We start from the raw sequence: 22,107 nt of genomic DNA, 5'->3' as shown, positions 1-22,107 counted from the left end.
CACACGAATCCCGCCGCCGCGTCGGCGGGCAGGAGCAGTCCTCCCATCGCGACCGCTCGGCCCTCGGCGAAGGCCAGGACGACCGGGCCGCCGGCGTGGGCGCGCTCGCGCCACACGTAGTCGGGCTGTGCTGCCGACGCCGCGAGGGTCTGGCCGAACGAGTCGGGCGCGTCGCTCAGCGCTCGCAGGCGGACGTCGCGGAAGGCTTCCCAGTCGTCCTCGGAGATGACGCGCAGCTCGATGCTCACGGTGGCGAGGGTAGAGGCCGGACCGAAGCGGACCCGGGGCAGAAATGCCGAGAGCCGCCCCGGTTCCCACGCGAACGTGGGCCTGGGGCGGCTCTCCTCCGACTACGTCGGTCTGGCGGTGGCGGTGGGATTTGAACCCACGGTGGGTTTGACCCCACACGACATTTCGAGTGTCGCACCTTCGGCCGCTCGGACACGCCACCGCGGGAGAGATTACCGGAGCCCCGCCGACGCGTGAAATCGAGTCCCTCAGCCGCGGTGTTCGGCGAAGAACGCCTCCAGCAGGGCGGCCGACTGCTCGGCCAGTACGCCGCTCACGACCTCGGGCCGGTGGTTGAGCCGACGGTCGCGCACCACGTCCCACAGGCTGCCGACCGCCCCGGCCTTGGGATCGAAGGCGGCGAAGACGATCCGCTCGACCCGGCTGAGCACCGCGGCACCGGCGCACATCGTGCAGGGCTCGAGGGTCACCACCAGGGTGCACCCCTCCAGCCGCCACTCCCCCCGCTCCCGCGCGGCCTCGCGCAGCGCCACCACCTCCGCGTGCCCGGTCGGGTCGGCGCGGGCCTCACGGACGTTCCGACCGCGGCCGATCACCGCACCCGTCGGGTCGATGACGACGGCGCCGATGGGTACGTCGCCGGTCTCGAGCGCAGCGGTCGCCTCGGCCAGGGCCAGGCGCATGGGCTCGCGCCAGACGTCGTACGGCGGGGTCATCGTCAGGGGGGTGGGGTCGGTCAGGCCGAGGCGAGCCCGACGACCTCGTCGAAGAGCGGGCCGAAGCCCAGCCGGCGGGCGATGTCGGAGAGCATCTCGTCCGGGTAGAGCTCGAAGTCGTCGATCAGCACGGCCATGTCCATCGCGTGCATGCCCATGTCGCCGAGCAGGTCCAGATCTCCGGCGGGCACCTGCTCGTCGTCCTCCTCGGGCAGCGGCAGGTTCAGGAACTCCAGCACCGAGCTGGCCAGTTCCCACTCGTCCCCGGCCGTCACGTCGGAGAGCAGCACCCGGGTGTTGGCACCGGCCACGCGCACGATGATGAAGAAGTCCTCGTCGATGGCGACCATGCCGACCGCCCCCCCGTCACCGGGGAACCTGCGCAGCGCGTGCGCAAGGGTGTCGAGGTCGACCAGGACGTCATGGGCGAGCTCCATGACCTGCCAGACGCCCTCTTCGCGGTAGGCGGCCACCGCGAAGTCGATGCCGTCGATCATCTCGGACATGTCACTCCTCGCTCGCGCTGCGTGCCCCGTGACCTGCTGCTCGGGTCCAGACTGACAGAAGCGGCCGCGTGGGCCAACCCCCGTCCATCTCGGCGATCTGCGTCTCGGCAGGGGGCTGGACTAGGGTTTCGCCCATGCGCACCCACGTCGTCGACCACCCCCTCGTGGCCCACAAGCTGACCACCCTGCGAGACGAGACGACGGACTCCCCGACGTTCCGCCGTCTGGCCGACGAGCTCGTCACCCTGCTCGCCTACGAGGCCACCCGCGACGTGCGGGTCGCCCCCAGCGACATCCGGACCCCTGTCGCCCCCACGACCGGCGTGAAGCTCGCCACCCCCAAGCCGCTCGTCGTCCCGATCCTGCGTGCCGGTCTCGGCATGCTCGACGGCATGATGCGCCTGCTCCCGACCGCCGAGGTCGGCTTCCTGGGCATGGTCCGCAACGAGGAGACGCTCGAGGCCTCGACGTACGCCGAGCGGCTGCCCGACGACCTGTCCGGTCGCCAGTGCTACGTGCTCGACCCGATGCTGGCCACCGGCGGCACCCTGGCCGCGGCCATCCGCTTCCTCACCGACCGCGGCGCCGACGACATCACCGCGATCTGCCTGCTGGCGGCTCCCGAGGGCTGCGAGCGGCTCGAGCGCGACCTGGCCGACCTGCAGGTGCCGGTCACGGTCGTGACCGCGGCGATGGACGAGAAGCTGAACGAGAAGGGGTACATCGTGCCCGGGCTCGGCGACGCCGGCGACCGGTTGTACGGCGTCGCCCAGTGAGCTCACCGCACCTGTCGAGGTAGCGGGTAAAGACTCCTCCGAGCGCTGTCGGTCCGGCATGCGCGGGAGTAGCGTCGAGAGCGCCCTCGTGGCATGCGGGGGTGGTCGAGGAGCTCCCGATGGTGACCCACGCGCACGCGAGACCGGTACGCCGGCGGCACGTCCGCGCCGCGCTGGCCGAGCGCGACCGACCCACGGCGTTCGACCTCGACTCCGCCGAGCACCCGGCGGCCCGGGCCCTGGCCGGCCTGGCCACCCTCCGGCGCCGTCGCCACGCTGACCTCGACGACCCGCTCGGCGGCTCACCCGTCTCACCCGACGTCCTCGGCGCACTGCAGCGCCGCCGCGGCGCGGGCAAGGAACTGCCCGACGAGGTGGCCGGCAGGTTCGGCGAACAGCTCGGGGTGAGCCTGGCCGGCGTACGCGTGCACGCCGACTCCGAGGCCGGCGAGATCGCCCGATCGGTCCAGGCGACGGCGTTCACGCACGGCTCCGACGTCTACTTCTCGCCCGGCAGCTACGACCCCGGCACCAGCTCGGGCCAGCGCCTGCTCGCCCACGAGCTGGCCCACGTCGCCCAGCAGGACCACGCCCCGACGACCGGGAGCGGCATCACGGTCGGTCGCGCCGACGACCCGGCGGAGGCCGCTGCCGACCGGGTGGCCGACCACGTCGTCGGAGCCCTGCAGCGTCGGGCGGCGGAGCCGGCGGGGCCGGGGCCGGGGCCGGCGGTCGGGAGCCCCGGGCCGACCGGACCGATCCGTCGCGAGGTCGGCACGGCCAAGGAGGACTTCACCCGTGCGATCGAAGGCGCTCCGCCGGCCAGCAAGGCGGAAGCGGCCACCCGGATGAAGGCGCTGCGGGTACAGCTCGCAGCGCTGACCACCGAGCAGCGCACGGCCATCTCGACCGACCGCGCGATCATGGACAAGGCACGGGCGTTCGTCGGCGACCACGAGTACATGAGCCTGGTGACGGCCGTGGGGATGGCCCACCGGGCGCCCGCGGGTGGGGCTGCGGGTGGTGCCGGCGGCGCGGGCGGCGCGGCGGGCCCCCAGCACCTGTCGGGCGGGGAGGCCGACGCGTTCATCCGGGAGGAGATGGCCAAGCTCGGCCACCTCAAGCCCTTCATCGACGCGGCGGTCAAGGCGGGCAAGCAGGCCGAGGGATTCGTCGCCACGGTCGGGGACGAGGACTTCACGAGGATCTACGAGACCCAGAACCCGACGAAGACCGCGGCCGTGGGCGGGCGGAGGACCAACGCGTTCATCGCCAACAAGCACCGGGACCGGCCGGCGATCATCCACCACAAGAAGGGCACCACCAGTACGGCGATCCACGAGAGCATGCACCGCTACTCCGAACTGAAGGTGCTGCGCGAGTTCGGCTCCGGGCTCAACGAGGGGATCACCGAGTACTTCACCCGACTGATCACCCATGCCGACGGCACACCCAGCAACGGCAACGGCGCGAGCTCGACCCGGAAGAACTACCAGAAGAACTGGGAGTTCGTGGGCGACCTGCTGACCATCCTGGGCGCGAACCAGACCGAGCAGCAGACCGAGCTCGCCGAGATCTACTTCAACGGGGACACCCCGCGGCTGTACACGCGGTTCCGGGAGGGCTGCGAGAAGGCCGGGCTCACCGCCCCGCAGATCGCGGCCCGGTGGACCGAGTTCAAGCTGGCGGTCAAGACCGGCGACTGGGCAGCGGCTCGGGCGAAGTTCCCGCCGAAGGCGCCGGCCGGAGCGCTGGCCGAGGCGGCGGGCGAGGAGTCGCCGGTGGCCGCCGCCGACGAGCCACCCCCGGCCACCACCGCCGGGACACCGACCTCCGGTTCACCGGCCACGCCGACCGCTGCGACCACGCCGGCGGCCTCGCCCGGGAAGGTCGGGGCCGGAACGGCCGGGGCCGGGAAGGCCTCGCCCGGGAAGGCCGGGGCCGGAAAGGTCGGGGCCGGGCGATGAGCTTCGACGAGGAGTACCGGCGCGACGCCGAAGCACTGCTGGGGATCAGCGCCTTCGGTGCGGACGTGACCTTGGCGGACCCGTCACCCGAGGCGACCACGGTGGGGTCCGAGGCAGCGCTCGGCTACGCGTGGACGTCGCTGTCGGCCCGCGCCTCGGTCCATCTCTTCGAGAGCCACGACGCGGCCGAGGCAGCGGCGGCGGAGCTGCGTCGTACCCCCGCCCCGGAGGGTCGGATCGGCGACTGCACCGTCAACGGCCCGATGCTGCTCGTCGTCACCGGCGGCCAGGACTCCGCCGACCTCCTCGACGAGCTGCTCAGCGGATTCGCCGGCGAGGAGTAGCAGCGGACCGAGCCGGCCCTGAACGAGCGCACCCCCCAGCTGTAACGCGGTGTTCTGGACGCTGAGTGCCTCTGAGGCGGCTTGTTCAGCGTCAATAACCCCGCGTTACAGCGGAAGGGGGCGATCGCCTACAGCGACTTCACCGCGTTCAGCAGCTTGCCCAGCGACTCCTTCGCGTCACCGAAGAGCAGCGTCGTGGTCGGCTCGAAGAGCAGTTCGTTCTCGATCCCCGCGAAGCCCGGCCGCATCGACCGCTTCATGAACACCACCTGCTTCGCCTCGTCGGCGTTCAGGATCGGCATGCCGTAGATGGGTGCCCCGGGCGTGGTCTTGGCCGCCGGGTTGACCACGTCGTTGGCCCCCACCACCAGCACCACGTCGGTGTGCTTGAACTCGCCGTTGATCTCGTCCATCTCCAGCAGCTGCTCGTAGGGCACCTGGGCCTCGGCCAGCAGCACGTTCATGTGCCCGGGCATCCGGCCGGCGACGGGGTGAATCGCGTAGTCGACCCGGGTGCCGCGCTCCATCATCACCTCGACCAGCTCCCGCAGCGTGTGCTGCGCCTGCGCGACCGCCAGGCCGTAGCCGGGGACCACGATCACCCGGTCGGCGTACCCGAGCAGGATCGCGATGTCGCTCGGGCCCGCGCTCTTCACCGGCCGGTCGCTGGCCTCGCCTGCGCCGAGGGTGGAGCCACCCTTGAGGGCGCCGAAGAGGATGTTGGCCACCGAGCGGCCCATCGCGTTGGCCATCAGCATCGTCAGGAACGTGCCGGCGGCACCGACCAGCGTGCCCGCGACCAGCAGGACCACGTTGCCCAGCACGTACCCGCCGGCGGCGACCGTGAGGCCGGTGAAGGCGTTGAGCAGCGAGATCACGATCGGTACGTCGGCCCCGCCCACCGGCAGCACCAGCAGCAGACCGATCGCCAACCCCAGCAGGCCGAGCACGATCCCGATCCAGAGCGCCGGCGAGGTCACGGTCAGCACCGAGAGCACCACGGCACCGACCAGGGCGGCCCCGAAGACCAGCGGCAGACCGGCGAAGACGACCGGACGCGAGGTCATCAGCTCCTGGAGCTTCGCGAAGGTGACCACCGAGCCCGCGAACGAGATCGCGCCGACCACGATCGTGAAGGCCGTGGCCACGTAGATGAACCAGTTCTCGTCGCGCGAGTGACCGAGGATCTCGTCGAGCTCGAGCAGGGCGACGAGCGCCGCGGCCCCACCACCGACCCCGTTGAAGAGGGCCACCATCTGAGGCATCTGGGTCATCTGCACCTGCTGGGCACCGAAGACACCGATGGCGGTCCCGATCGCGATCGCCACCAGGATCAGCACGACGTGGTCGAGCTCGAGGTAGAAGAACGGGATGCTGACGGCGACGACCGCGGCCGCGGCGCCGATCAGGTTGCCGGCCCGGGCGGTCTTCGGCCCGGACAGCCCCTTGAGGGCCAGGATGAAGCAGACGGCGCAGGCCAGGTAGACCAGCTGGACCCAGGTGGGCGCGATCATGCGGCACCTCCGGGTGCGTCGGTGGAGGCAGCCTTCTTCGGCTTGCGCACGAACATCTGGAGCATCCGGTCGGTGACCACGAACCCGCCGACCATGTTGATCGCGGCGAGCACGATCGCGATCAGGCCGACGACGAGGGCGACGGTGCCCTCGCTGGTGCCGGTGACCAGGATCGCGCCGAGCAGGATGATGCCGTGGATGGCGTTCGCGCCCGACATGAGCGGCGTGTGCAGCGTCGAGGAGACCTTGGAGATCACCTCGATGCCGACGAAGACGCTGAGGACGAAGATCGTCAACCAGACGATGGGCTCACTCACTGGTCGGTCTCCTGGTCGTAGGGCAACTCGGGCTGGGCATCGAGAGGCTGCGTCGCCGGAGCGGGAGCGGGCCCCGGGTCGGCGACCGGCGCCTCAGGAGCGAGCGCTTCGGCCGCAGGGCCCTCGATCGCCTCCCGGCTGGGCTCGTGCCGGATCACGCCGGCATGGGTGACGCACGATCCGGTCACGATCTCGTCGTCGAAGTCCGGCGCGAAGCGGGCGCCGCCGGGCTCCTCGGAGGCCTCGGTCATCAGCGTGACCAGGTTGACGATGTTCTGGGCGTAGAGCTTCGAGGCCGGTCCGGGCATCTGTGAGGGCACGTTGCGCCCGCCCCAGACCTGCGCGTTGCCGACCCGGACCACCTCGCCGGGCTCGGAGCCCTCGACGTTGCCACCGGTCTCCGCAGCCAGGTCGACCACCACCGAGCCGGGCTTCATCGCCTCGACCATCTCGCGGGTGACCAGCATCGGCGCCTGACGCCCCGGTACGGCAGCGGTGGTGATCAGGGCGTCCGCGGCCGCGATGTACGGCGCGAGCAGGTCGCGTTGCCGGGCGGCCCGGTCCTCGGTCATCTCGCGGGCGTAGCCGCCCGCACCCTCCAACGTCTCCAGCTCCAGCTCGATGGCCTGGGCGCCCATCGAGCGGATCTCCTCGGCGGCGGCCGCACGGACGTCGTACGCCTTGACCACGGCGCCGAGCCGCTTCGCGGTCGCGATCGCCTGGAGCCCGGCAACGCCGGCCCCGAGCACCACGACCTGGGCGGGCGGCACGGTGCCGGCGGCGGTCATGTTCAGCGGGAAGAAGCGGCGCAGCAGGCCGGCCGCGACCACGGCGCAGCGGTAACCGGCGACCAGGGCCTGCGAGGAGAGCGCGTCCATCGACTGCGCCCGCGAGATCCGCGGCACCAGCTCCATCGCGAACGAGGTGATCTCCAGGTCGCGCAGGTCGGCCACCAGGTTGAGCTCCTGACCGGCGGGCAGGAACGAGACCGTCGCCGCCCCACTGCGCAGCCGACGTACGGCGGCGCTGTCGAGCGGTTGCACCGAGACGACCAGGTCGGCGGACTCGAGCGCACGATCGTCGATCGTGGCCCCGGCCTCCTGGTACTCCTCGTCGGCGATCAACGCATGACGACCGGCGTCCGGCTCCACGGCGACGTCGTACCCCAGAGCGGTCAACTTGCCGACCAGCTCGGGCACCATCGCGACGCGGGCCTCGCCCTCACGACTCTCCCTGACCACAGCGATCTTCACTCGCCGCAACCTAGGGCAGATCCCGGCCTGCGAACAGGCATCTCAGATTCTCGGCGTGGTGCCACCCAGCGCGAACTCGTCCACCACCACGTACCTCGGGCGGCCACGCGGCCCCTCCCCCAGATGGGACTGGACCAGGGCCACCCGGTCCGCGGTCCAGGTGGGTCCGGCGTAGCCGTCCAGCAGCCGCACCCAGTGCGAGACCTCCCCGGGCACGCGACGACGCCCGAGCGTGACGTGCGGCTTGAAACGCTGGCCGTCCACGGCGATGCCGGCCCGTGCGGCGGCGGCCCGGACACCGGTGGCCAACCGCGGCAGCTCGACCTCGCCGGGCTCCTCCACGGCCAGCCCCGCCCAGACCACCCGGGCGCGGGCCACGTTCGGGAAGGCGCCGCCGCCGGCGATCCGGGCCGTGAACGTCGTACGCCGCCGGGCCGCCCGGCCGAGCCGTTCGACGAGGTCGTCGAGACGCCGCTCCTCCACGTCCGCCAGGAAGGCGAGCGTCAGGTGGACGTGCTCGGGGTCCACCCAGCGCAGGTCAGCCTGCTGGCGCCGTGGCTCGAGGAAGGCGTCGAGGTGCTCGACCGCCTCCGCGGACGGCACCAGCGCCACGAACATCCGCATGGACCGAACCTACGCCGCGACCGGACGACACCGACGGCGCCGACGCCTCAGAGGACGTGGGTGCCCAGCAGCGACCCGACCGCGTACGTCGCCACCATCGCCACCAGACCACCGGCGGTGTTGCGCAGCACGGCGCGCCGCACCGGTCCGTAGCCGAAGGCAGCGCTCGCCCATCCGGTCACGGCCAGTGCCACGACCACGGCGAGCATCGTCACCGGCACCCGGAGGGCGGCGGTGGCAAGCACGATCGTGAGCAGCGGCAGCAGGGCCCCGACGGTGAAGGCCAGCATCGAGGCCCACGCCGCGTGCCAGGGCTGGGTCAGGTCGTCCGGATCGATGCCCAGCTCGGCCTCCGCGTGCGCACCGAGGGCGTCGTGCGCGGTGAGCTCCTCGGCCACCCGGAGCGCGAGCTCGTCGCTGAGCCCCTTGCCGGCGTAGATCGCCGCCAGCTCGGCGAGCTCCTCCTCGGGCTCCTCGACCAGCTCGCGGCGCTCCTTCTCCAGCAGGGCGTGCTCGGAGTCGCGCTGGGTGCTGACCGAGACGTACTCGCCGGCACCCATGCTCAGCGAGCCGGCCACGATGCCGGCGACACCGGCCACCAGGATCGTCTTGCTGTCGCTGGTCGCACCCGCCACGCCGACCACCAGGCCGGCGGTGGAGACGATGCCGTCGTTCGCGCCGAGGACGGCAGCCCGCAGCCAGTTGAGCCGGTTGTTGAACCCGAGGCCGTGCGGCTCGTCGTCGTGCGGCCCCAGGGGCAGGCCGAGATCGCTGGCGTCAGTGCTCATGGGGTCAATCCTTGGCGACGTGCCCGCGCCCCGCAACGAAGGTAAGGCTGCGCTCAGCCCTTCGTGCCGCCGGCGGTCAGCCCGCCGACGAGGTGCTTCTGGGCGAAGAAGAAGACGATCGCCGCGGGGATGGTGATCATCACCGCGCCCGCCGTCAGGTTCTCCCACTGCGCGTTGAAGCGGGGCACGAACTGCTGCAGCCCGGCGCCCAGGGTGAGCTTGGAGTCGGTCTGGATGAAGGCGATCGCGTAGGCGACCTCGCCCCAGGCGGTCAGGAACGTGTAGAACGCCGTCACCGCCAGGCCGGGCCTCGCCAGCGGCAGCACGATCCGCCAGAAGATCCCGAACGGGCCCACGCCGTCCAGGGCTGCCGCCTCGTCGAGCTCGCGCGGGATCGTGTCGAAGTAGCCGCGCAGCATCCAGGCGCAGAACGGCACCGCCACCGTGCAGTAGGCGATCACCAGCGACGCCTTGGTATCGATCAGCCCGGCCCGCGCCATGATCGTGTAGATCGGCACGATCAGGATCGCCACCGGGAACATCTGGGTGAGCAGGAAGACCCACATCAGCCCGCGCTTGCCGGGGAAGTTGAACCGGCTCAGCGCGTACCCCGCGGTCGCGGACATCGAGATCCCGATCACCATCGTGAACGCCGCCACGATCAGCGAGTTCAGGAACCAGTCGGGGAAGTTTGTCTGGGTCAGGACGTGCCGGTAGTTGTCCAGCGACGGGTCCACGAAGAGCCGGAACTCGCTGCGCTGGATGGCGTAGCCGGGCTTGAGCGAGCTCAGCAGGATCCACAGGACCGGGAACAGCGCGATGAAGCTGGCCAGCGCGAGGGTGCCGTGCAGCAGCACCGACATCCCCCGGCTGCGTCGACGTGTGGCGGCCATCAGAAGACCTCTCCCTGCTGGCGCAGCATCCGGCGGTAGGCGCTGGCGAAGACGACGAGCATCGAGAGGATCAGCACGCCGTACGTCGCGGCCATCGAGTAGTCGCGGATCCCCTCGAACGCCTCGCGGTAGGCGCCGGTGACCAGGATCTCGGTCTGGCCGGCGGGCTGGCCGCCGGTGACGAAGTAGATGATCGGGAACATGTTGAAGGTCCAGATCGTGCCCAGCAGGATCACCGTGGCGCTGATCGGTCGCAGCCCCGGCAGGGTGATGTTGCGGAACCGTTGCCACGGGCTGGCGCCGTCGATCTCGGCCGCCTCGTAGAGGTCGTCCGAGATCGCCTGGAGGCCACCGAGCAGGGCGACCATCATGAACGGCACGCCCAGCCAGACGTTCGCCACGATCGCGGTGAACATCGAGCTCCACCGGTGGTTGAACCAGTCGACCGGGTCGATGCCGACCGCCTCGAGCGTGGAGTTGACCAGCCCGAAGCGCGGGTTGAACAGGAACTTCCAGGCGAAGGCGCTCACGAACGCCGGCACCGCCCACGGCACGATCAGCAGCACCCGGTAGATCCCGCGCCCACGGAACCGACGGTTCAGCATCACCGCCAGCCCCAGGCCGATCCCGAAGTGGAACGTCACGCAGGTGACGGTCCACACCAGGGTGTTGGTGAACTGCAGCCAGAACGTTCCGACCTCGCCGCTGAGGATGTCGACGTAGTTGTCGAGGCCGACGAAGCGGGACCGGTCAGGGTTGGGCCGGCAGGTCTCCTGCCCGCCGAGCACCTTGGTGCAGATCTGGTCGCGCTGGTTGGACTCGTTGAGGTCGGTGAAGGACTGGTAGATGCCCTGGCCGAGCGGGAAGAGGATCAGGACGCCGAGCACGATGACGGTCGGCAGGACCATCACCCAGGCGTACCAGTGCCGGTCGAAGCTGCTCCGCAGTCGCCCGCGGGGCCGCTCCGACCGGCGTGGGGTGTCGAGAGAGGTCACGGACGCGAGTAGTCCGGCACGACCTCGGACTCGTACTTCTTCGCGACCTCGTCGAGCGCCTTGGCCGGGTCGACGCCCTGCACCAGCACCTTGATCGCCATCTCGTCCAGCGGGCCGAAGAACTGACCGCCCTGCGGGATCCACGGACGCGCGCGCGCCACGTCGATCGCCGACTTGAACGCGGCCACCTTCTCGTTGTCGGTGACCAGGTCGTAGGCGCCCTGGCTGGTCGGCAGCAGGCCCAGCTCGTCGGCGATGAACGCCTGCGACTCCGGCGAGCTCATGAACTTCACGAAGGCGACCGCAGCGGCGGCCTTCTCCTCGTCCATCCCGGAGTAGATGACGTAGTTGTGGCCGCCCACGGGGGCGCCCGCACCGGCCGTGCCGGCCGGCACCGGCGCGACGCCGAGGTTGTCGAAGCCCCCGAACTGCGGGTCGGCGTCGAGTGCCGCGACCTCCCACGGGCCGTTGACGATCATGCCGACCTTGCCCTCCTTGAAGAGCGTCATCATCGTGCCGTAGGAGTCGTTGGCGTCCGGCTTGACCGCGGCACCGCTCTTGACGAGCTGCTGGGCCTGGGTGATGCCGGCGACGTTCTCGGCGCTGTCGACCACGATCTCCTCGGAGTCGGTGTCGACCAGGTCGCCGCCCTCGCCGTACATGAAGGGGAGCAGGAAGTAGCCGCCGGAGTTGAGGTAGATGCCCTCGGCCCCGACCTTCTGCAGCTTCGTGGACGCCTGGGCGACCTCGTCCCACGTGGTGGGGGCCTGGTCGATCCCGGCCTTCGCGAAGAGCTCCTTGTTGTACATCAGCGCGAGGGTGTCGGTGACCTGCGGGACGCCGTACGTCTGGCCGTCGTAGACGTTGCTGGACAGCGGGGTCTCGAGGAAGTCGTGGTCCTCCAGCAGCGCGGTGCCGTCGAGGGCGTAGAGGTAGCCGAGCGAGGCGAACTCGGGAACCCAGGCGACCTCGGCGCGGAGGATGTCGGGAGCGCCGCTGCCGGAGGCGGCCGCGGTCTTGAACTTGTTCTGCGCGTCACCGAAGGGCACCGACTGATGCTTGATCGTGACGTTCGGGTACTCCTCGTTGAACTTCTCGATCAGCTTGTCGAAGGCGGGAGCCTCGTTCTGCGGGTCCGAGGTGTCCCACCAGGTCAGTACGGCGGAGAGCTCCGCGGGGTCCGCGGTCTCGGCCGGCAACGCCTTCGAGTCACTGTCGTCGCCGCAGCCGGCGAGCAGGAGGGCGAGGGCGGCGGTCGTTCCGGCGAGGCCGGAGGAAATGCGATTCATGGGCGAACTCCCGAGAAAGACGTGGTCACGCCCGCCTGGTGGCGGCGCCGCAGAGTAACAAGCCCGGGAGGTGGCGGGGGTCACAGCCCCGCCCCTTCCGCTGTAACGCGGTGTTCTTGACGCTGAATGGCCCCCCGGGAGGCTCTTCAGCGTCAATAACCCCGCGTTACAGCGGAAGGGGGGTGGTGCTCAGAGGCCGAGGTCGCGGCCGATGAGTTCCTTCATGATCTCGTTCGAACCGGCCCAGATCTTCGTCACCCGGGCGTCGCGCCAGGCGCGGGCCACGCGGTACTCGTTCATGTAGCCGTAGCCGCCGTAGAGCTGGACGCAGTGGTCGAGGACCTCGCTCTGCACCTGCGCGCTCCACCACTTCGCCTTCGCCGCGTCGATCGGGGTGAGCTCGTTGCGGGTGTGCGCCATCACCGCCTGGTCGATGAACGCCTGGGTGACCTCGACCTGGGTGTACAGCTCGGCAAGCAGGAACTTGTTGTGCTGGAAGTTCCCGATCGACTGGCCGAACGCCTTGCGGTCCTTGGCGTACTGCAGCGTCTCGTCCAGGATCTGCGCGGCGTGGGCGAGGTTCGTGATCGCCGAGCCGAGCCGCTCCTGGGGCAGGAACGTCATCATGTGGATGAAGCCGTTGTCGAGCTCGCCGATGATGTCGTCGTTCGAGACGCGCAGGTCGGTGAAGTTCAGCTCGGCGGTGTCCGACTCGTCCTGGCCGACCTTGTCGAGCTTGCGGCCGCGGCTGAAGCCCTCCTTGTTGGTCTCGACACCAAAGAGCGTGATGCCCTTGGCCTTCTTCTCCGGGCTGGTGCGAGCCGCCACGATCACCAGGTCGGCGGAGTTGCCGTTGGTGATGAAGGTCTTCGAGCCGTTGAGGATCCAGTCGTCACCGTCGCGGACGGCCGTCGTCTTCAGCGCCGCCAGGTCCGAGCCACCGGAGGGCTCGGTCATACCGATCGCGGCGAGGATCTCGCCGGAGCAGAAGCCGGGCAGCCAGCGCTTCTTCTGCTCCTCGGTGGTCAGGTGCGCCAGGTACGGCGCCACGATGTCGGCGTGGATGCCGAGGCAGGACGGGAGCGCCATGTTGACCTTGGCCAGCTCCTCGGTGAGCACCGCGTTGAAGCGATAGTCGCCCGCCTCCGAGCCGCCGTACTCCTCGGGGATCTCCAGACCGAGGAAGCCCTGCTTGCCGGCCTCGAGCCAGAACTCCCGGGGGATCGCCCTGTTCTCGACGTGCTGCTCGAGGTTGGGCACCACCTCACGGTCGAGGAACTCCTTCACCGATGCCCGGAATGCCTCGTGGTCCTCGTCATAGATCGTCCGCTTCATGCCCGCAGCCTACTTCCGGGTAACACACTGCGTCATCAGGAGGGATCGTCGACCCGCCCCAGGAAGAGCGGCGTGCCGTGCTCCAGGTCGTGGATCACGAACAGGAACGGCCGGTCGACCACCACGGTCTGCTCGAAGACCGGCATCGACGTCCCGGCCATCACGGCCGCCGTCGCCGCAGCCGCCTCGGTGCCCTCCTCGTTCACCGCGATGAAGCCCTCGTGCAGGACGGCCGAGACGTGGAGCTCCTCGTCGGTGGTCATGCCTGCGAAGTCCGCCTCGACCCGGTCGAAGGCGGTCGGCATGCCCAGGCCGACCAGCGCCTCGCGCAGCGGCGACGCGGTGCGGAACTCCCAGCGCGGCATCGTGAGCAGTACGCCGGTGGGCCGGTGCCCGGCCAGCATCTGCGGGAGCTCGCCGCCGCTCACCCGGTCGATCAGGGCCGGCATCGCGCTGTCGTCGGGCAGCAGGATCGTCATCGCCAGGCCGTCACCCGCGTACGGCAACCGGACGCCCACCCACCCGGGACCGCTCGTGAAACCGGTGGAGGCGAGGCCGCGGTGCATCATCGGCACCTCGACCCTCGCTCCGGCGGCGGTCCGGAACACCGCCGGCGTGGTCAGCTCGGGCTCGAACGGCTCGGACCACGGCGCCTTCAGGTAGAGCGCGTTGACCAGCACCAGCCGGGTCAGCCCGTCGAGCACCCCCTCCGGCACGATCTCCGGGATCCGCTCTCGGGTCTGCTCGGCGGTCCAGGAGTTGATCAGCCCACGCGCCCCTTCGACGTTCGCGGTGTAGTCGACCAGCCGCATCCCGGCGCCGTACTCCCGGGCGAGGGTGGCCAGGAAGGGCTTGCGCCACGTGGTGTCGCGCTGCCCGAACAGCTGGTTCGCAGCGGCCAGGACGAGCTCTCCCCGGCTGCCGTCGGCGAGTTGGACCTCGCCGGCCAGCCCCTCGACGTGCTGGGTCAGCGCGTTGAGGCCGGCGTTGAACCGGTCCACGTCCTCGACGCCGAGCACGTCGCGCATCTCCGCGGCCGTGGCGCCGAGGGCGCCGTTCAGGGTCATCGCCAGCGCGACCACCACCGAGTACGGCGAGATCACCAGGTTGCCCGGGGTCCGGGCCAGCTCACCGAAGAGGCCGCCGGACAGCCCGTGCAGCGACGCCACGACGTCGGGCAGGTCGGCGGGCGAGCCGTCGGAGCGGCGTACGTCGGCGGCGGCCAGCCCGAGCGTGCCGGGGTCCGCGGGGCTGACCTGCGGGCCCGGCTCGGTGCCGCACGCACCGAGCCCGACCGGGAGCGCCCCCAGCCCCGCGAGCAGGGCAGCCAGCCGAAGTCCGTCGCGACGCGTGATGTCCATGACGGTTGGGACGCGCCGGGACGGGTACCGGTTCCCCGGGCAGGCGCCCCACCCACGCAACGGATTGACCGACCCCCGGCCGCCCGTGCTTTGATCGATCCAAACGACTGCAGGAGACACGATGGTAGAGATCTGGCCCGGGACCGCATACCCGCTCGGCGCGACGTTCGACGGCAGCGGCACCAACTTCGCCCTCTTCAGCGAGGTGGCCGAGCGCGTCGAGCTCTGCCTCTTCGACGAGGACGGCGCCGAGACCCGGGTGGACGTCACCGAGGTCGACGCCTACGTGTGGCACTGCTACCTGCCCAGCGTCCAGCCCGGCCAGCGCTACGGCTACCGGGTGCACGGCCCGTGGGACCCTGCCAACGGCCTGCGCTGCAACCCCAACAAGCTGCTCCTGGACCCCTACGCCAAGGCGACCAGCGGCGAGATCGACTGGGACGAGTCGCTGTTCGGCTACCACTTCGGCGACCCCGACTCCCGCAACGACGACGACTCCGCGGCCCACATGACCAAGAGCGTCGTGATCACGCCGTTCTTCGACTGGGAGGGCGACCGCCGGCTCGACATCCCCTACGACCAGTCGTTCATCTACGAGGCCCACGTCAAGGGCCTCACCCAGCTCCACCCCGACGTGCCGGAGGAGATCCGCGGCACGTACGCCGGTCTCGCCCACCCGGCGATCACCGAGCACCTCACCAAGCTCGGCGTGACCGCCATCGAGCTGATGCCGGTGCACCAGTTCGTCCAGGACTCCACGCTGCTGGAGAAGGGCCTGCGCAACTACTGGGGCTACAACACCCTCGGCTTCTTCGCCCCGCACGTCGACTACGCCGCGAACGCCGAGCACGGCCAGCAGGTGCAGGAGTTCAAGTCGATGGTGAAGTCGATGCACGCCGCCGGCATCGAGGTGATCCTCGACGTGGTCTACAACCACACCGCCGAGGGCAACCACCTGGGCCCCACGCTGAGCTTCAAGGGGATCGACAACCCGGCGTACTACCGGCTGGAGGAGGACGACCAGCGCTACTACACCGACTACACCGGCACCGGGAACTCCCTCAACGTGCGCCACCCGCACTCCCTGCAGCTGATCATGGACTCGCTGCGCTACTGGGTGACCGAGATGCACGTCGACGGCTTCCGGTTCGACCTGGCCGCCACCCTGGCCCGGGAGTTCTACGACGTCGACCGGCTCGCCACCTTCTTCGAGCTCGTCCAGCAGGACCCGGTGGTCAGCCAGGTCAAGCTGATCGCCGAGCCCTGGGACATCGGCCCCGGCGGCTACCAGGTCGGCAACTTCCCGCCCCAGTGGACCGAGTGGAACGGCGCCTACCGCGACACCGTGCGCGACTTCTGGCGTGGCGAGCCCTCGCTGGGCGAGTTCGCCTCGCGGCTGGCCGGGTCCTCGGACTTCTACGAGCAGTCCGGCCGGCGCCCCTTCGCCAGCATCAACTTCGTCACCGCGCACGACGGCTTCACGCTGCGCGACCTCGTCTCCTACAACGAGAAGCACAACGAGGCGAACGGCGAGGACAACAACGACGGGGAGTCGCACAACCGCTCGTGGAACCACGGCGTCGAGGGGCCGACCGACGACCCCGAGGTGCTGGAGCTGCGCGCCCGCGAGCAGCGCAACTTTCTGACCACGCTGCTGCTGAGCCAGGGCGTGCCGATGCTGCTGCACGGCGACGAGCTGGGCCGCACCCAGGACGGCAACAACAACACCTACGCCCAGGACTCCGAACTCAGCTGGGTGCACTGGGACCGGGCCGACAAGCCGCTGATCGAGTTCACGGCCGCGGTGGCCCGGCTGCGCGCCGAGCACCCGACCTTCCGGCGCAAGCGCTTCTTCACCGGCCGTACCGTCCGCACCGGCGACGGCGCCCGCCTCAACGACATCGTCTGGCTGCATCTCGACGGCCGCCCGATGGAGGACGGCGACTGGCACCCCGGCGAGGACGGCGCCGGCGCCAAGGTGATCGGGATGTACCTCAACGGCGACGGGATCGCGGGCAAGGGCGAGCGCGGCCAGGCGATCACCGACGACCACTTCCTGCTCTACTTCAACGCCGACGGCCCGGCCGAGGCCACCCTCCCGCCGGACGAGTACGCCGACGCCTGGGACGTCGTCCTCGACACCGGAGGCAACCTCGACACCACGACGTCGTACGCCGCCGGAAAGGCGCTGCCGCTGGAGACCCGCAGCGTCGTGGTGCTGCGCCAGCACGTCGCCCCGGAGGCCGAGCCCGACCACTCCGTCGCCGCCTCACTGGCCGCCCACTCCCAGCAGGACTGAACCGTGCGCACACCGACCAGCACCTACCGGCTGCAGATCACCGCCGAGTTCGACCTCGTCGAGGCGGCACGGCGGCTGCCCTACCTGCGCGACCTCGGGGTGGACTGGGTCTACCTCTCGCCCCTGCTCGAGGCCGAGAGCGGCAGCAGCCACGGGTACGACGTCCGGGTGCACGACCGGATCGACCCCAGCCGTGGCGGCGAGCAGGGCCTGGCCGCCCTGTCGGCCGAGGCGCGGCGACTCGGGATGGGCGTGCTGGTCGACATCGTGCCCAACCATGTCGGCATCGCCGCGCCGGACCCGGGCACCTGGTGGTGGGACCTGCTCACCCACGGCCGCGACTCGGCGTACGCCGATGCCTTCGACGTGGACTGGGAGGTCGCGCACGACCGGGTCGTGGTGCCGGTCGTCGGCGACGACGACCTGGGCGACGACGGCCGGATCGAGCACCTCCGGGTGGTCGACACCGGCGACGGGCTCGAGCAGCGCTACCACGACCACCGCTTCCCGATCGCCCCCGGAACCGTGGCGGCCGGCGAGCAGGCCGAGCAGCTCGACGCGAACGCCGTGCACGACCGGCAGCACTACCGGCTCTCCTCCTGGCGGGTCGCCGACCAGGGACTGAACTACCGCCGCTTCTTCGCGGTCAACACGCTGGCCGCGATCCGGGTCGAGGATCGCCGGGTCTTCGACGACTCGCACGTCGAGATCCGCCGCTGGTTCGACGAAGAGCTGGTCGACGGCCTGCGCGTCGACCACCCCGACGGCCTGCGCGACCCCGAGGGCTACCTGGCCGACCTGGCCGAGCTGACCGGGGACGCCTACGTCCTGGTCGAGAAGATCCTGGAGCCCGGTGAGGAGCTGCCCACGAGCTGGCCGACGACCGGCACCACCGGGTACGACGCGCTGGCCCACCTCGACCGGGCGCTGACCGACCCCGCCGGGCAGGAGAAGCTCGACCGGCTCGAGGCGCGGCTGCGCGGACGAGTCGTCGAGTGGCCCCAGCTGATCCACGACACCAAGCGGGCCGTCGCCGACGGCATCCTGAACTCCGAGGTCCGTCGGATCACCCGCGAGGTGCTGGCCACCGGGGTGACGATCGGCGGGCCCGGCCCGGTGGCGGACGCGGTCGCCGAACTGCTCGCCTGCTTCGGTGTCTACCGCTCCTACCTGCCCGCGGGACGCGAGCACCTGGACGAGGCGGTCGCGCTGGCCCGGACCCATCGGCCCGACCTGGCCGACACCCTCGACCTGCTGCACCCGCTGCTGGCCGACCCCGACCAGCCGGCTGCCCTGCGCTTCCAGCAGACCTCCGGCATGGTGATGGCCAAGGGCGTCGAGGACTGTGCGTTCTACCGGCACTCGCGACTGACCTCGCTGAACGAGGTCGGCGGCGACCCCAGCATCTTCGCGATCACCCCGGACGAGTTCCACGACCGGATGGCCGCCCGGCAGCGCGACTGGCCGCACGCGATGACCACGCTCTCCACGCACGACACCAAGCGTGGCGAGGACGTCCGGGCCCGGATCACGGTCCTCTCCGAACTGCCCGACGAGTGGGCGGCCACCCTGGACGAGCTGCTCTGGAAGGACCCGGTCGACCCCGGCTTCGCCTCGCTGATGTGGCAGGCCGTCGTCGGCTGCTGGCCGGCCGAGCGCGAGCGGTTGCACGGCTACGTCGAGAAGGCGATGCGGGAGGCCGGCGAGCAGACCACCTGGACCGCGCCGGACGCGTCGTACGAGGCCCAGGTGCACCGGGCCGTCGACGCGGCGTACGACGACGAGCGGGTCCGCGCACTCGTCGAGGGGTTGGCCGCCCGGCTGGCCGGGCCCGGCTGGAGCAACGCGCTGGCCGCCAAGCTGGTGGCGCTGACCATGCCCGGCGTGCCGGACGTCTACCAGGGCAGCGAGCTGTGGGAGCAGAGCCTCGTCGACCCGGACAACCGCCGGCCGGTCGACTTCGACCTGCGCGCCGGGCTGCTGGCCGGGGAGCTCGCTCCGCGGATCACCGACCGGATCGACGACCCCGGCCACGCGAAGCTGCTCGTGACCAGAGCAGCGCTCACCCTGCGTCGCGACCGCCCGGAGCTCTTCACCGGCTACCGAGCGGTGCACGCGAGTGGACCGGCCGCCGACCACCTGCTCGGCTTCGACCGCGGCGGCGCGATCACGCTGGCCACCCGGCTGCCGGTCGGGCTCGGGGAGCGGGGCGGGTGGGGCGACACGAGCGTCGACCTGCCGGACGGCACCTGGCGTGACGTGCTGACCGGACGAACGGCGGCCGGTACGGCGCGACTCGCCGACCTGCTGGCCGACCTGCCCGTCGCCCTGCTGGCCCCTCGGGAGGAGTCCTGATGAACCGCGGTCCCTTCGACGTCTGGGCTCCCCGCCCGGGCCGGGTTCGACTGCTCGTCGACGGCGAGGTCGTCGAGATGGCCCGGGGCGACGGCGACTGGTGGACCCCCGCCGGCCCGCTTCCGGAGCCGGTGCTCGCCGGACAGGCGGTCGACTACGGCTACCTGCTCGACGACGACCCCGAGCCGCGGCCCGACCCCCGCTCGCGTCGCCAGCCCGCCGGCGTGCACCAGTTGTCGCGCACCTTCGACCCGGCGGCCCACGACTGGCAGGACGCCGGCTGGACCGGGCGCCAGCTGGCCGGATCGGTGATCTACGAGCTGCACGTCGCGACGTTCACCCCCGAGGGCACCTTCGATGCCGCCCTGGGCAAGCTCGACCACCTGCGTTCGATCGGCGTGGACCTGGTCGAGGTGATGCCGGTGAACGCGGTCAACGGCACCCACAACTGGGGGTACGACGGCGTGCTCTGGTCGGCGATCCACGAGCCGTACGGCGGCCCGGCGGCGTACCAGCGCTTCGTGGACGGCTGTCACGCCGCTGGGCTGGGCGTGATCCAGGACGTGGTGCACAACCACCTGGGTCCGTCGGGCAACTACCTGCCACTCTTCGGCCCCTACCTCAAGCAGGGCGCCAACACATGGGGCGACCTGCTCAACCTGGACGGCCCGGACAGCGCCGAGGTGCGCCGCTACATCCTCGACAACGTCCGGATGTGGTTCACCGACTTCCACGTCGACGGCCTGCGGCTCGATGCCGTGCACGCGCTCTCGGACTCCTCGCCGCTGCACCTGCTGGAGGAGATGGCGATCGAGGTCGCCGCGCTCTCGACCCACCAGCGGCGGCCGCTGACCCTGATCGCGGAGTCGGACCTGAACGACCCGCTGCTGGTGACCCCGCGCGAGGCCCGCGGCTACGGCCTCGACGCGCAGTGGAGCGACGACTTCCACCACGCGGTGCACGTGGCGCTGACCGGCGAGACGGCCGGGTACTACGCCGACTTCGAGCCGCTGTCGGCGCTGGCGAAGGTCTGCGAGCGGGGCTTCTTCCACGACGGCACGTTCTCGTCGTTCCGCGACCGCGACCACGGCGTCCCGATCGACACCGAGGCGATGCCCACCTGGCGACTGGTGGTCTGCAGCCAGAACCACGACCAGATCGGCAACCGGGCGCGCGGCGACCGGATCACCGAGGTGCTCGACGACGACCAGCTGGCCTGCGCGGCGATGCTGACCCTGGCCGGTCCGTTCACCCCGATGCTCTTCCAGGGTGAGGAGTGGGCGGCCTCGACGCCGTTCCAGTTCTTCACCTCGCACCCGGAGCCGGAGCTGGGGACCGCGACGGCCGAGGGCCGGATCGCTGAGTTCGAGCGGATGGGCTGGGACCCGGCGGTCGTGCCCGACCCGCAGGACCCGGCGACGTACCAGCGCTCGAAGCTGGACTGGAGCGAGCTCGAGTCCGGGCGGCATGCCCGGATCCTCGGGATCTACCGGGAGCTGGCCGGGCTCCGGCGGGCGCTGCCCGAGCTGACCGACCCGTCGTTCCTGGCCACGAGCTGTGCGGTGGACGAGGAGACCCGGGTGTTCCGGATGCGTCGCGGGGGCGTGGAGATGGTGGTGAACTTCGCGGACGAACCGGCGCTGGTCGACGGCCTGGACCGCGCGGCCACCCTGCTCTTCGCGACCAACCCGGCCGTCACGCTCGGCGCGGACGGCCAGCTGATGCTGACCGCCCACGCCGGCGCGCTCGTCCGGGTCGGCGACTAGTCGGAGCTCAGCCCCGGCCGGCGCCGGCGAGCTCGGCCTCCTGGGCCGGGGCCGCGGGCTCACCGCCCTCACGGAAACCGTTGCGGTCCCACCAGCGGGCCATCGGCGCCGGTGCCCACCAGTTCCAGCGGCCGAGGAGCTTCATCGTCGCGGGCACGAGCAGCGCCCGGACGATGGTCGCGTCGATGACCAGGGCGACCAGCATGCCGATGCCGAGCATCTTGATGAAGATGATCCCGGACAGGCCGAAGGCGCCGATCACGACGCCCAGGAGCAGGGCGGCGCTGGTGATGATCCGGCCGGTCTTCTGGACACCGGTGGCGACCGCGACGTCGTTGTCGCCGGTCAGGTCCCACTGCTCGCGAACCCGGGAGAGCAGGAAGACCTCGTAGTCCATCGACAGCCCGAACAGGATCGCCAGCATCAGGATCGGGTTGGTGGCGTCGAGGTAGCCGGTCGACTCGAAGCCGAGCAGGCCCTCCAGGTGACCTTCCTGGAAGATCCAGGTCACCACCCCGAAGCTCGCCGTGATCGAGAACGCGTTCATCACGATCGCCTTGAGCGGCAGCACCACCGAACCGAACGCCCAGAAGAGCAGCACCAGCATCACGCCGATCACGATCAGGCCCATGATCGGCAGGTGGCTGCCGACCGAGTCGACCAGGTCGACCGTCTCGGCGCTGAGTCCCCCGACGAGAGCGGTCCCGGACTCCGGATCGACGTCGCGGAGGTCCTCGACGATCTGCTGGGAGCGCTGGGT

The 22,107-nt window shown here is 70.7% G+C and carries 19 protein-coding genes, 1 tRNA gene and 1 pseudogene; 6 read left to right on the top strand and 15 right to left on the bottom strand.

Annotated elements, in window-relative coordinates; translation table 11 throughout:
- From ABZE72_RS07810 to ABZE72_RS07795, 4 genes and pseudogenes are all read right to left on the bottom strand, one after another.
- Nucleotides 1-248 (bottom strand): annotated as a pseudogene (locus tag ABZE72_RS07810) (hypothetical protein); the annotation flags it as partial.
- 113 nt (nucleotides 249-361) lie between these two features.
- Nucleotides 362-451, bottom strand: a tRNA-Ser gene (locus tag ABZE72_RS07805).
- A 46-nt stretch (nucleotides 452-497) separates the two neighbouring features.
- Nucleotides 498-965 carry a nucleoside deaminase gene (locus tag ABZE72_RS07800; protein ID WP_372728449.1) on the bottom strand — a complete coding sequence of 156 codons (468 nt, stop codon included), beginning with the start codon at nucleotides 963-965 and terminating at the stop codon, nucleotides 498-500.
- A 20-nt stretch (nucleotides 966-985) separates the two neighbouring features.
- Nucleotides 986-1,471: a tRNA adenosine deaminase-associated protein gene (locus ABZE72_RS07795; RefSeq protein WP_372728448.1), complete on the bottom strand. Its 486-nt coding sequence runs from the start codon at nucleotides 1,469-1,471 to the stop codon at nucleotides 986-988.
- 134 nt (nucleotides 1,472-1,605) lie between these two features.
- Between ABZE72_RS07795 and upp the strand changes: the two genes are divergently transcribed.
- From upp to ABZE72_RS07780, 3 genes are all read left to right on the top strand, one after another.
- Nucleotides 1,606-2,247 carry a uracil phosphoribosyltransferase gene (gene upp, locus ABZE72_RS07790; RefSeq protein WP_372728447.1) on the top strand — a complete coding sequence of 214 codons (642 nt, stop codon included), beginning with the start codon at nucleotides 1,606-1,608 and terminating at the stop codon, nucleotides 2,245-2,247.
- Nucleotides 2,248-2,366: 119 nt separating this feature from the next.
- A complete protein-coding gene (locus ABZE72_RS07785; RefSeq protein ID WP_372728446.1) occupies nucleotides 2,367-4,214 on the top strand; it encodes a DUF4157 domain-containing protein in 1,848 nt (615 codons plus the stop codon).
- Nucleotides 4,211-4,558, top strand: a complete 348-nt coding sequence (locus tag ABZE72_RS07780; protein WP_372728445.1) for a hypothetical protein — start codon at nucleotides 4,211-4,213, stop codon at nucleotides 4,556-4,558. The genes ABZE72_RS07785 and ABZE72_RS07780 overlap by 4 nt, the downstream gene beginning before the upstream one ends.
- Before the next feature lie 128 nt (nucleotides 4,559-4,686).
- On the opposite strand, the gene ABZE72_RS07775 is transcribed toward ABZE72_RS07780, so the two are convergent.
- The 10 genes from ABZE72_RS07775 to ABZE72_RS07730 form a co-directional block, all read right to left on the bottom strand.
- Entirely contained in the window at nucleotides 4,687-6,072 is a 1,386-nt protein-coding gene (locus ABZE72_RS07775) for an NAD(P)(+) transhydrogenase (Re/Si-specific) subunit beta (protein WP_372728444.1), read from the bottom strand.
- The gene (locus ABZE72_RS07770; RefSeq protein WP_372728443.1) at nucleotides 6,069-6,389 is read right to left on the bottom strand and encodes an NAD(P) transhydrogenase subunit alpha; all 321 of its coding nucleotides are present in this window, start codon (nucleotides 6,387-6,389) and stop codon (nucleotides 6,069-6,071) included. The genes ABZE72_RS07775 and ABZE72_RS07770 overlap by 4 nt, the downstream gene beginning before the upstream one ends.
- A complete protein-coding gene (locus ABZE72_RS07765) occupies nucleotides 6,386-7,642 on the bottom strand; it encodes a Re/Si-specific NAD(P)(+) transhydrogenase subunit alpha (RefSeq protein ID WP_372728442.1) in 1,257 nt (418 codons plus the stop codon). The genes ABZE72_RS07770 and ABZE72_RS07765 overlap by 4 nt, the downstream gene beginning before the upstream one ends.
- A 42-nt stretch (nucleotides 7,643-7,684) precedes the next feature.
- Nucleotides 7,685-8,266 (bottom strand): RNA 2',3'-cyclic phosphodiesterase, encoded by a 582-nt coding sequence (thpR, locus tag ABZE72_RS07760; RefSeq protein ID WP_372728441.1) that lies wholly within the window; start codon nucleotides 8,264-8,266, stop codon nucleotides 7,685-7,687.
- Nucleotides 8,267-8,313: 47 nt separating this feature from the next.
- On the bottom strand, nucleotides 8,314-9,054 hold the full coding sequence (locus ABZE72_RS07755; protein ID WP_372728440.1) for a VIT family protein: 741 nt from the start codon (nucleotides 9,052-9,054) through the stop codon (nucleotides 8,314-8,316).
- 53 nt (nucleotides 9,055-9,107) lie between these two features.
- Nucleotides 9,108-9,947, bottom strand: coding sequence for a sugar ABC transporter permease (locus tag ABZE72_RS07750; protein ID WP_372728439.1), 840 nt, complete (start codon nucleotides 9,945-9,947; stop codon nucleotides 9,108-9,110).
- Nucleotides 9,947-10,942, bottom strand: coding sequence for a carbohydrate ABC transporter permease (locus ABZE72_RS07745; RefSeq protein ID WP_372728438.1), 996 nt, complete (start codon nucleotides 10,940-10,942; stop codon nucleotides 9,947-9,949). The genes ABZE72_RS07750 and ABZE72_RS07745 overlap by 1 nt, the downstream gene beginning before the upstream one ends.
- The gene (locus ABZE72_RS07740; protein ID WP_372728437.1) at nucleotides 10,939-12,231 is read right to left on the bottom strand and encodes an extracellular solute-binding protein; all 1,293 of its coding nucleotides are present in this window, start codon (nucleotides 12,229-12,231) and stop codon (nucleotides 10,939-10,941) included. The genes ABZE72_RS07745 and ABZE72_RS07740 overlap by 4 nt, the downstream gene beginning before the upstream one ends.
- Before the next feature lie 189 nt (nucleotides 12,232-12,420).
- Nucleotides 12,421-13,566 (bottom strand): acyl-CoA dehydrogenase family protein, encoded by a 1,146-nt coding sequence (locus ABZE72_RS07735; protein ID WP_372728436.1) that lies wholly within the window; start codon nucleotides 13,564-13,566, stop codon nucleotides 12,421-12,423.
- Nucleotides 13,567-13,601: 35 nt separating this feature from the next.
- Nucleotides 13,602-14,927: a serpin family protein gene (locus tag ABZE72_RS07730; protein ID WP_372728435.1), complete on the bottom strand. Its 1,326-nt coding sequence runs from the start codon at nucleotides 14,925-14,927 to the stop codon at nucleotides 13,602-13,604.
- Nucleotides 14,928-15,048: 121 nt separating this feature from the next.
- Between ABZE72_RS07730 and glgX the strand changes: the two genes are divergently transcribed.
- From glgX to treZ, 3 genes are read left to right on the top strand one after another with little or no spacing between them, the layout of a single operon-like run.
- Nucleotides 15,049-17,226 (top strand): glycogen debranching protein GlgX, encoded by a 2,178-nt coding sequence (gene glgX, locus ABZE72_RS07725; protein WP_372728434.1) that lies wholly within the window; start codon nucleotides 15,049-15,051, stop codon nucleotides 17,224-17,226.
- A gap of 3 nt (nucleotides 17,227-17,229) precedes the next feature.
- Nucleotides 17,230-19,581 (top strand): malto-oligosyltrehalose synthase, encoded by a 2,352-nt coding sequence (gene treY, locus ABZE72_RS07720; protein WP_372728433.1) that lies wholly within the window; start codon nucleotides 17,230-17,232, stop codon nucleotides 19,579-19,581.
- Nucleotides 19,581-21,347: a malto-oligosyltrehalose trehalohydrolase gene (gene treZ, locus ABZE72_RS07715; protein WP_372728432.1), complete on the top strand. Its 1,767-nt coding sequence runs from the start codon at nucleotides 19,581-19,583 to the stop codon at nucleotides 21,345-21,347. Before treY ends, treZ begins: the two co-directional genes overlap by 1 nt.
- Nucleotides 21,348-21,354: 7 nt before the next feature.
- On the opposite strand, the gene ABZE72_RS07710 is transcribed toward treZ, so the two are convergent.
- A partial coding sequence (locus tag ABZE72_RS07710) for an MMPL family transporter (protein ID WP_372728431.1) occupies nucleotides 21,355-22,107 on the bottom strand: 753 nt, incomplete at its 5' end.

This window comes from Nocardioides sp., from assembly GCF_041600255.1.
Taxonomy (GTDB): domain Bacteria; phylum Actinomycetota; class Actinomycetes; order Propionibacteriales; family Nocardioidaceae; genus Nocardioides.
Note: the sequence above shows the minus strand (reverse complement) of the source record. Positions and strands in the feature narration are given on the sequence as shown.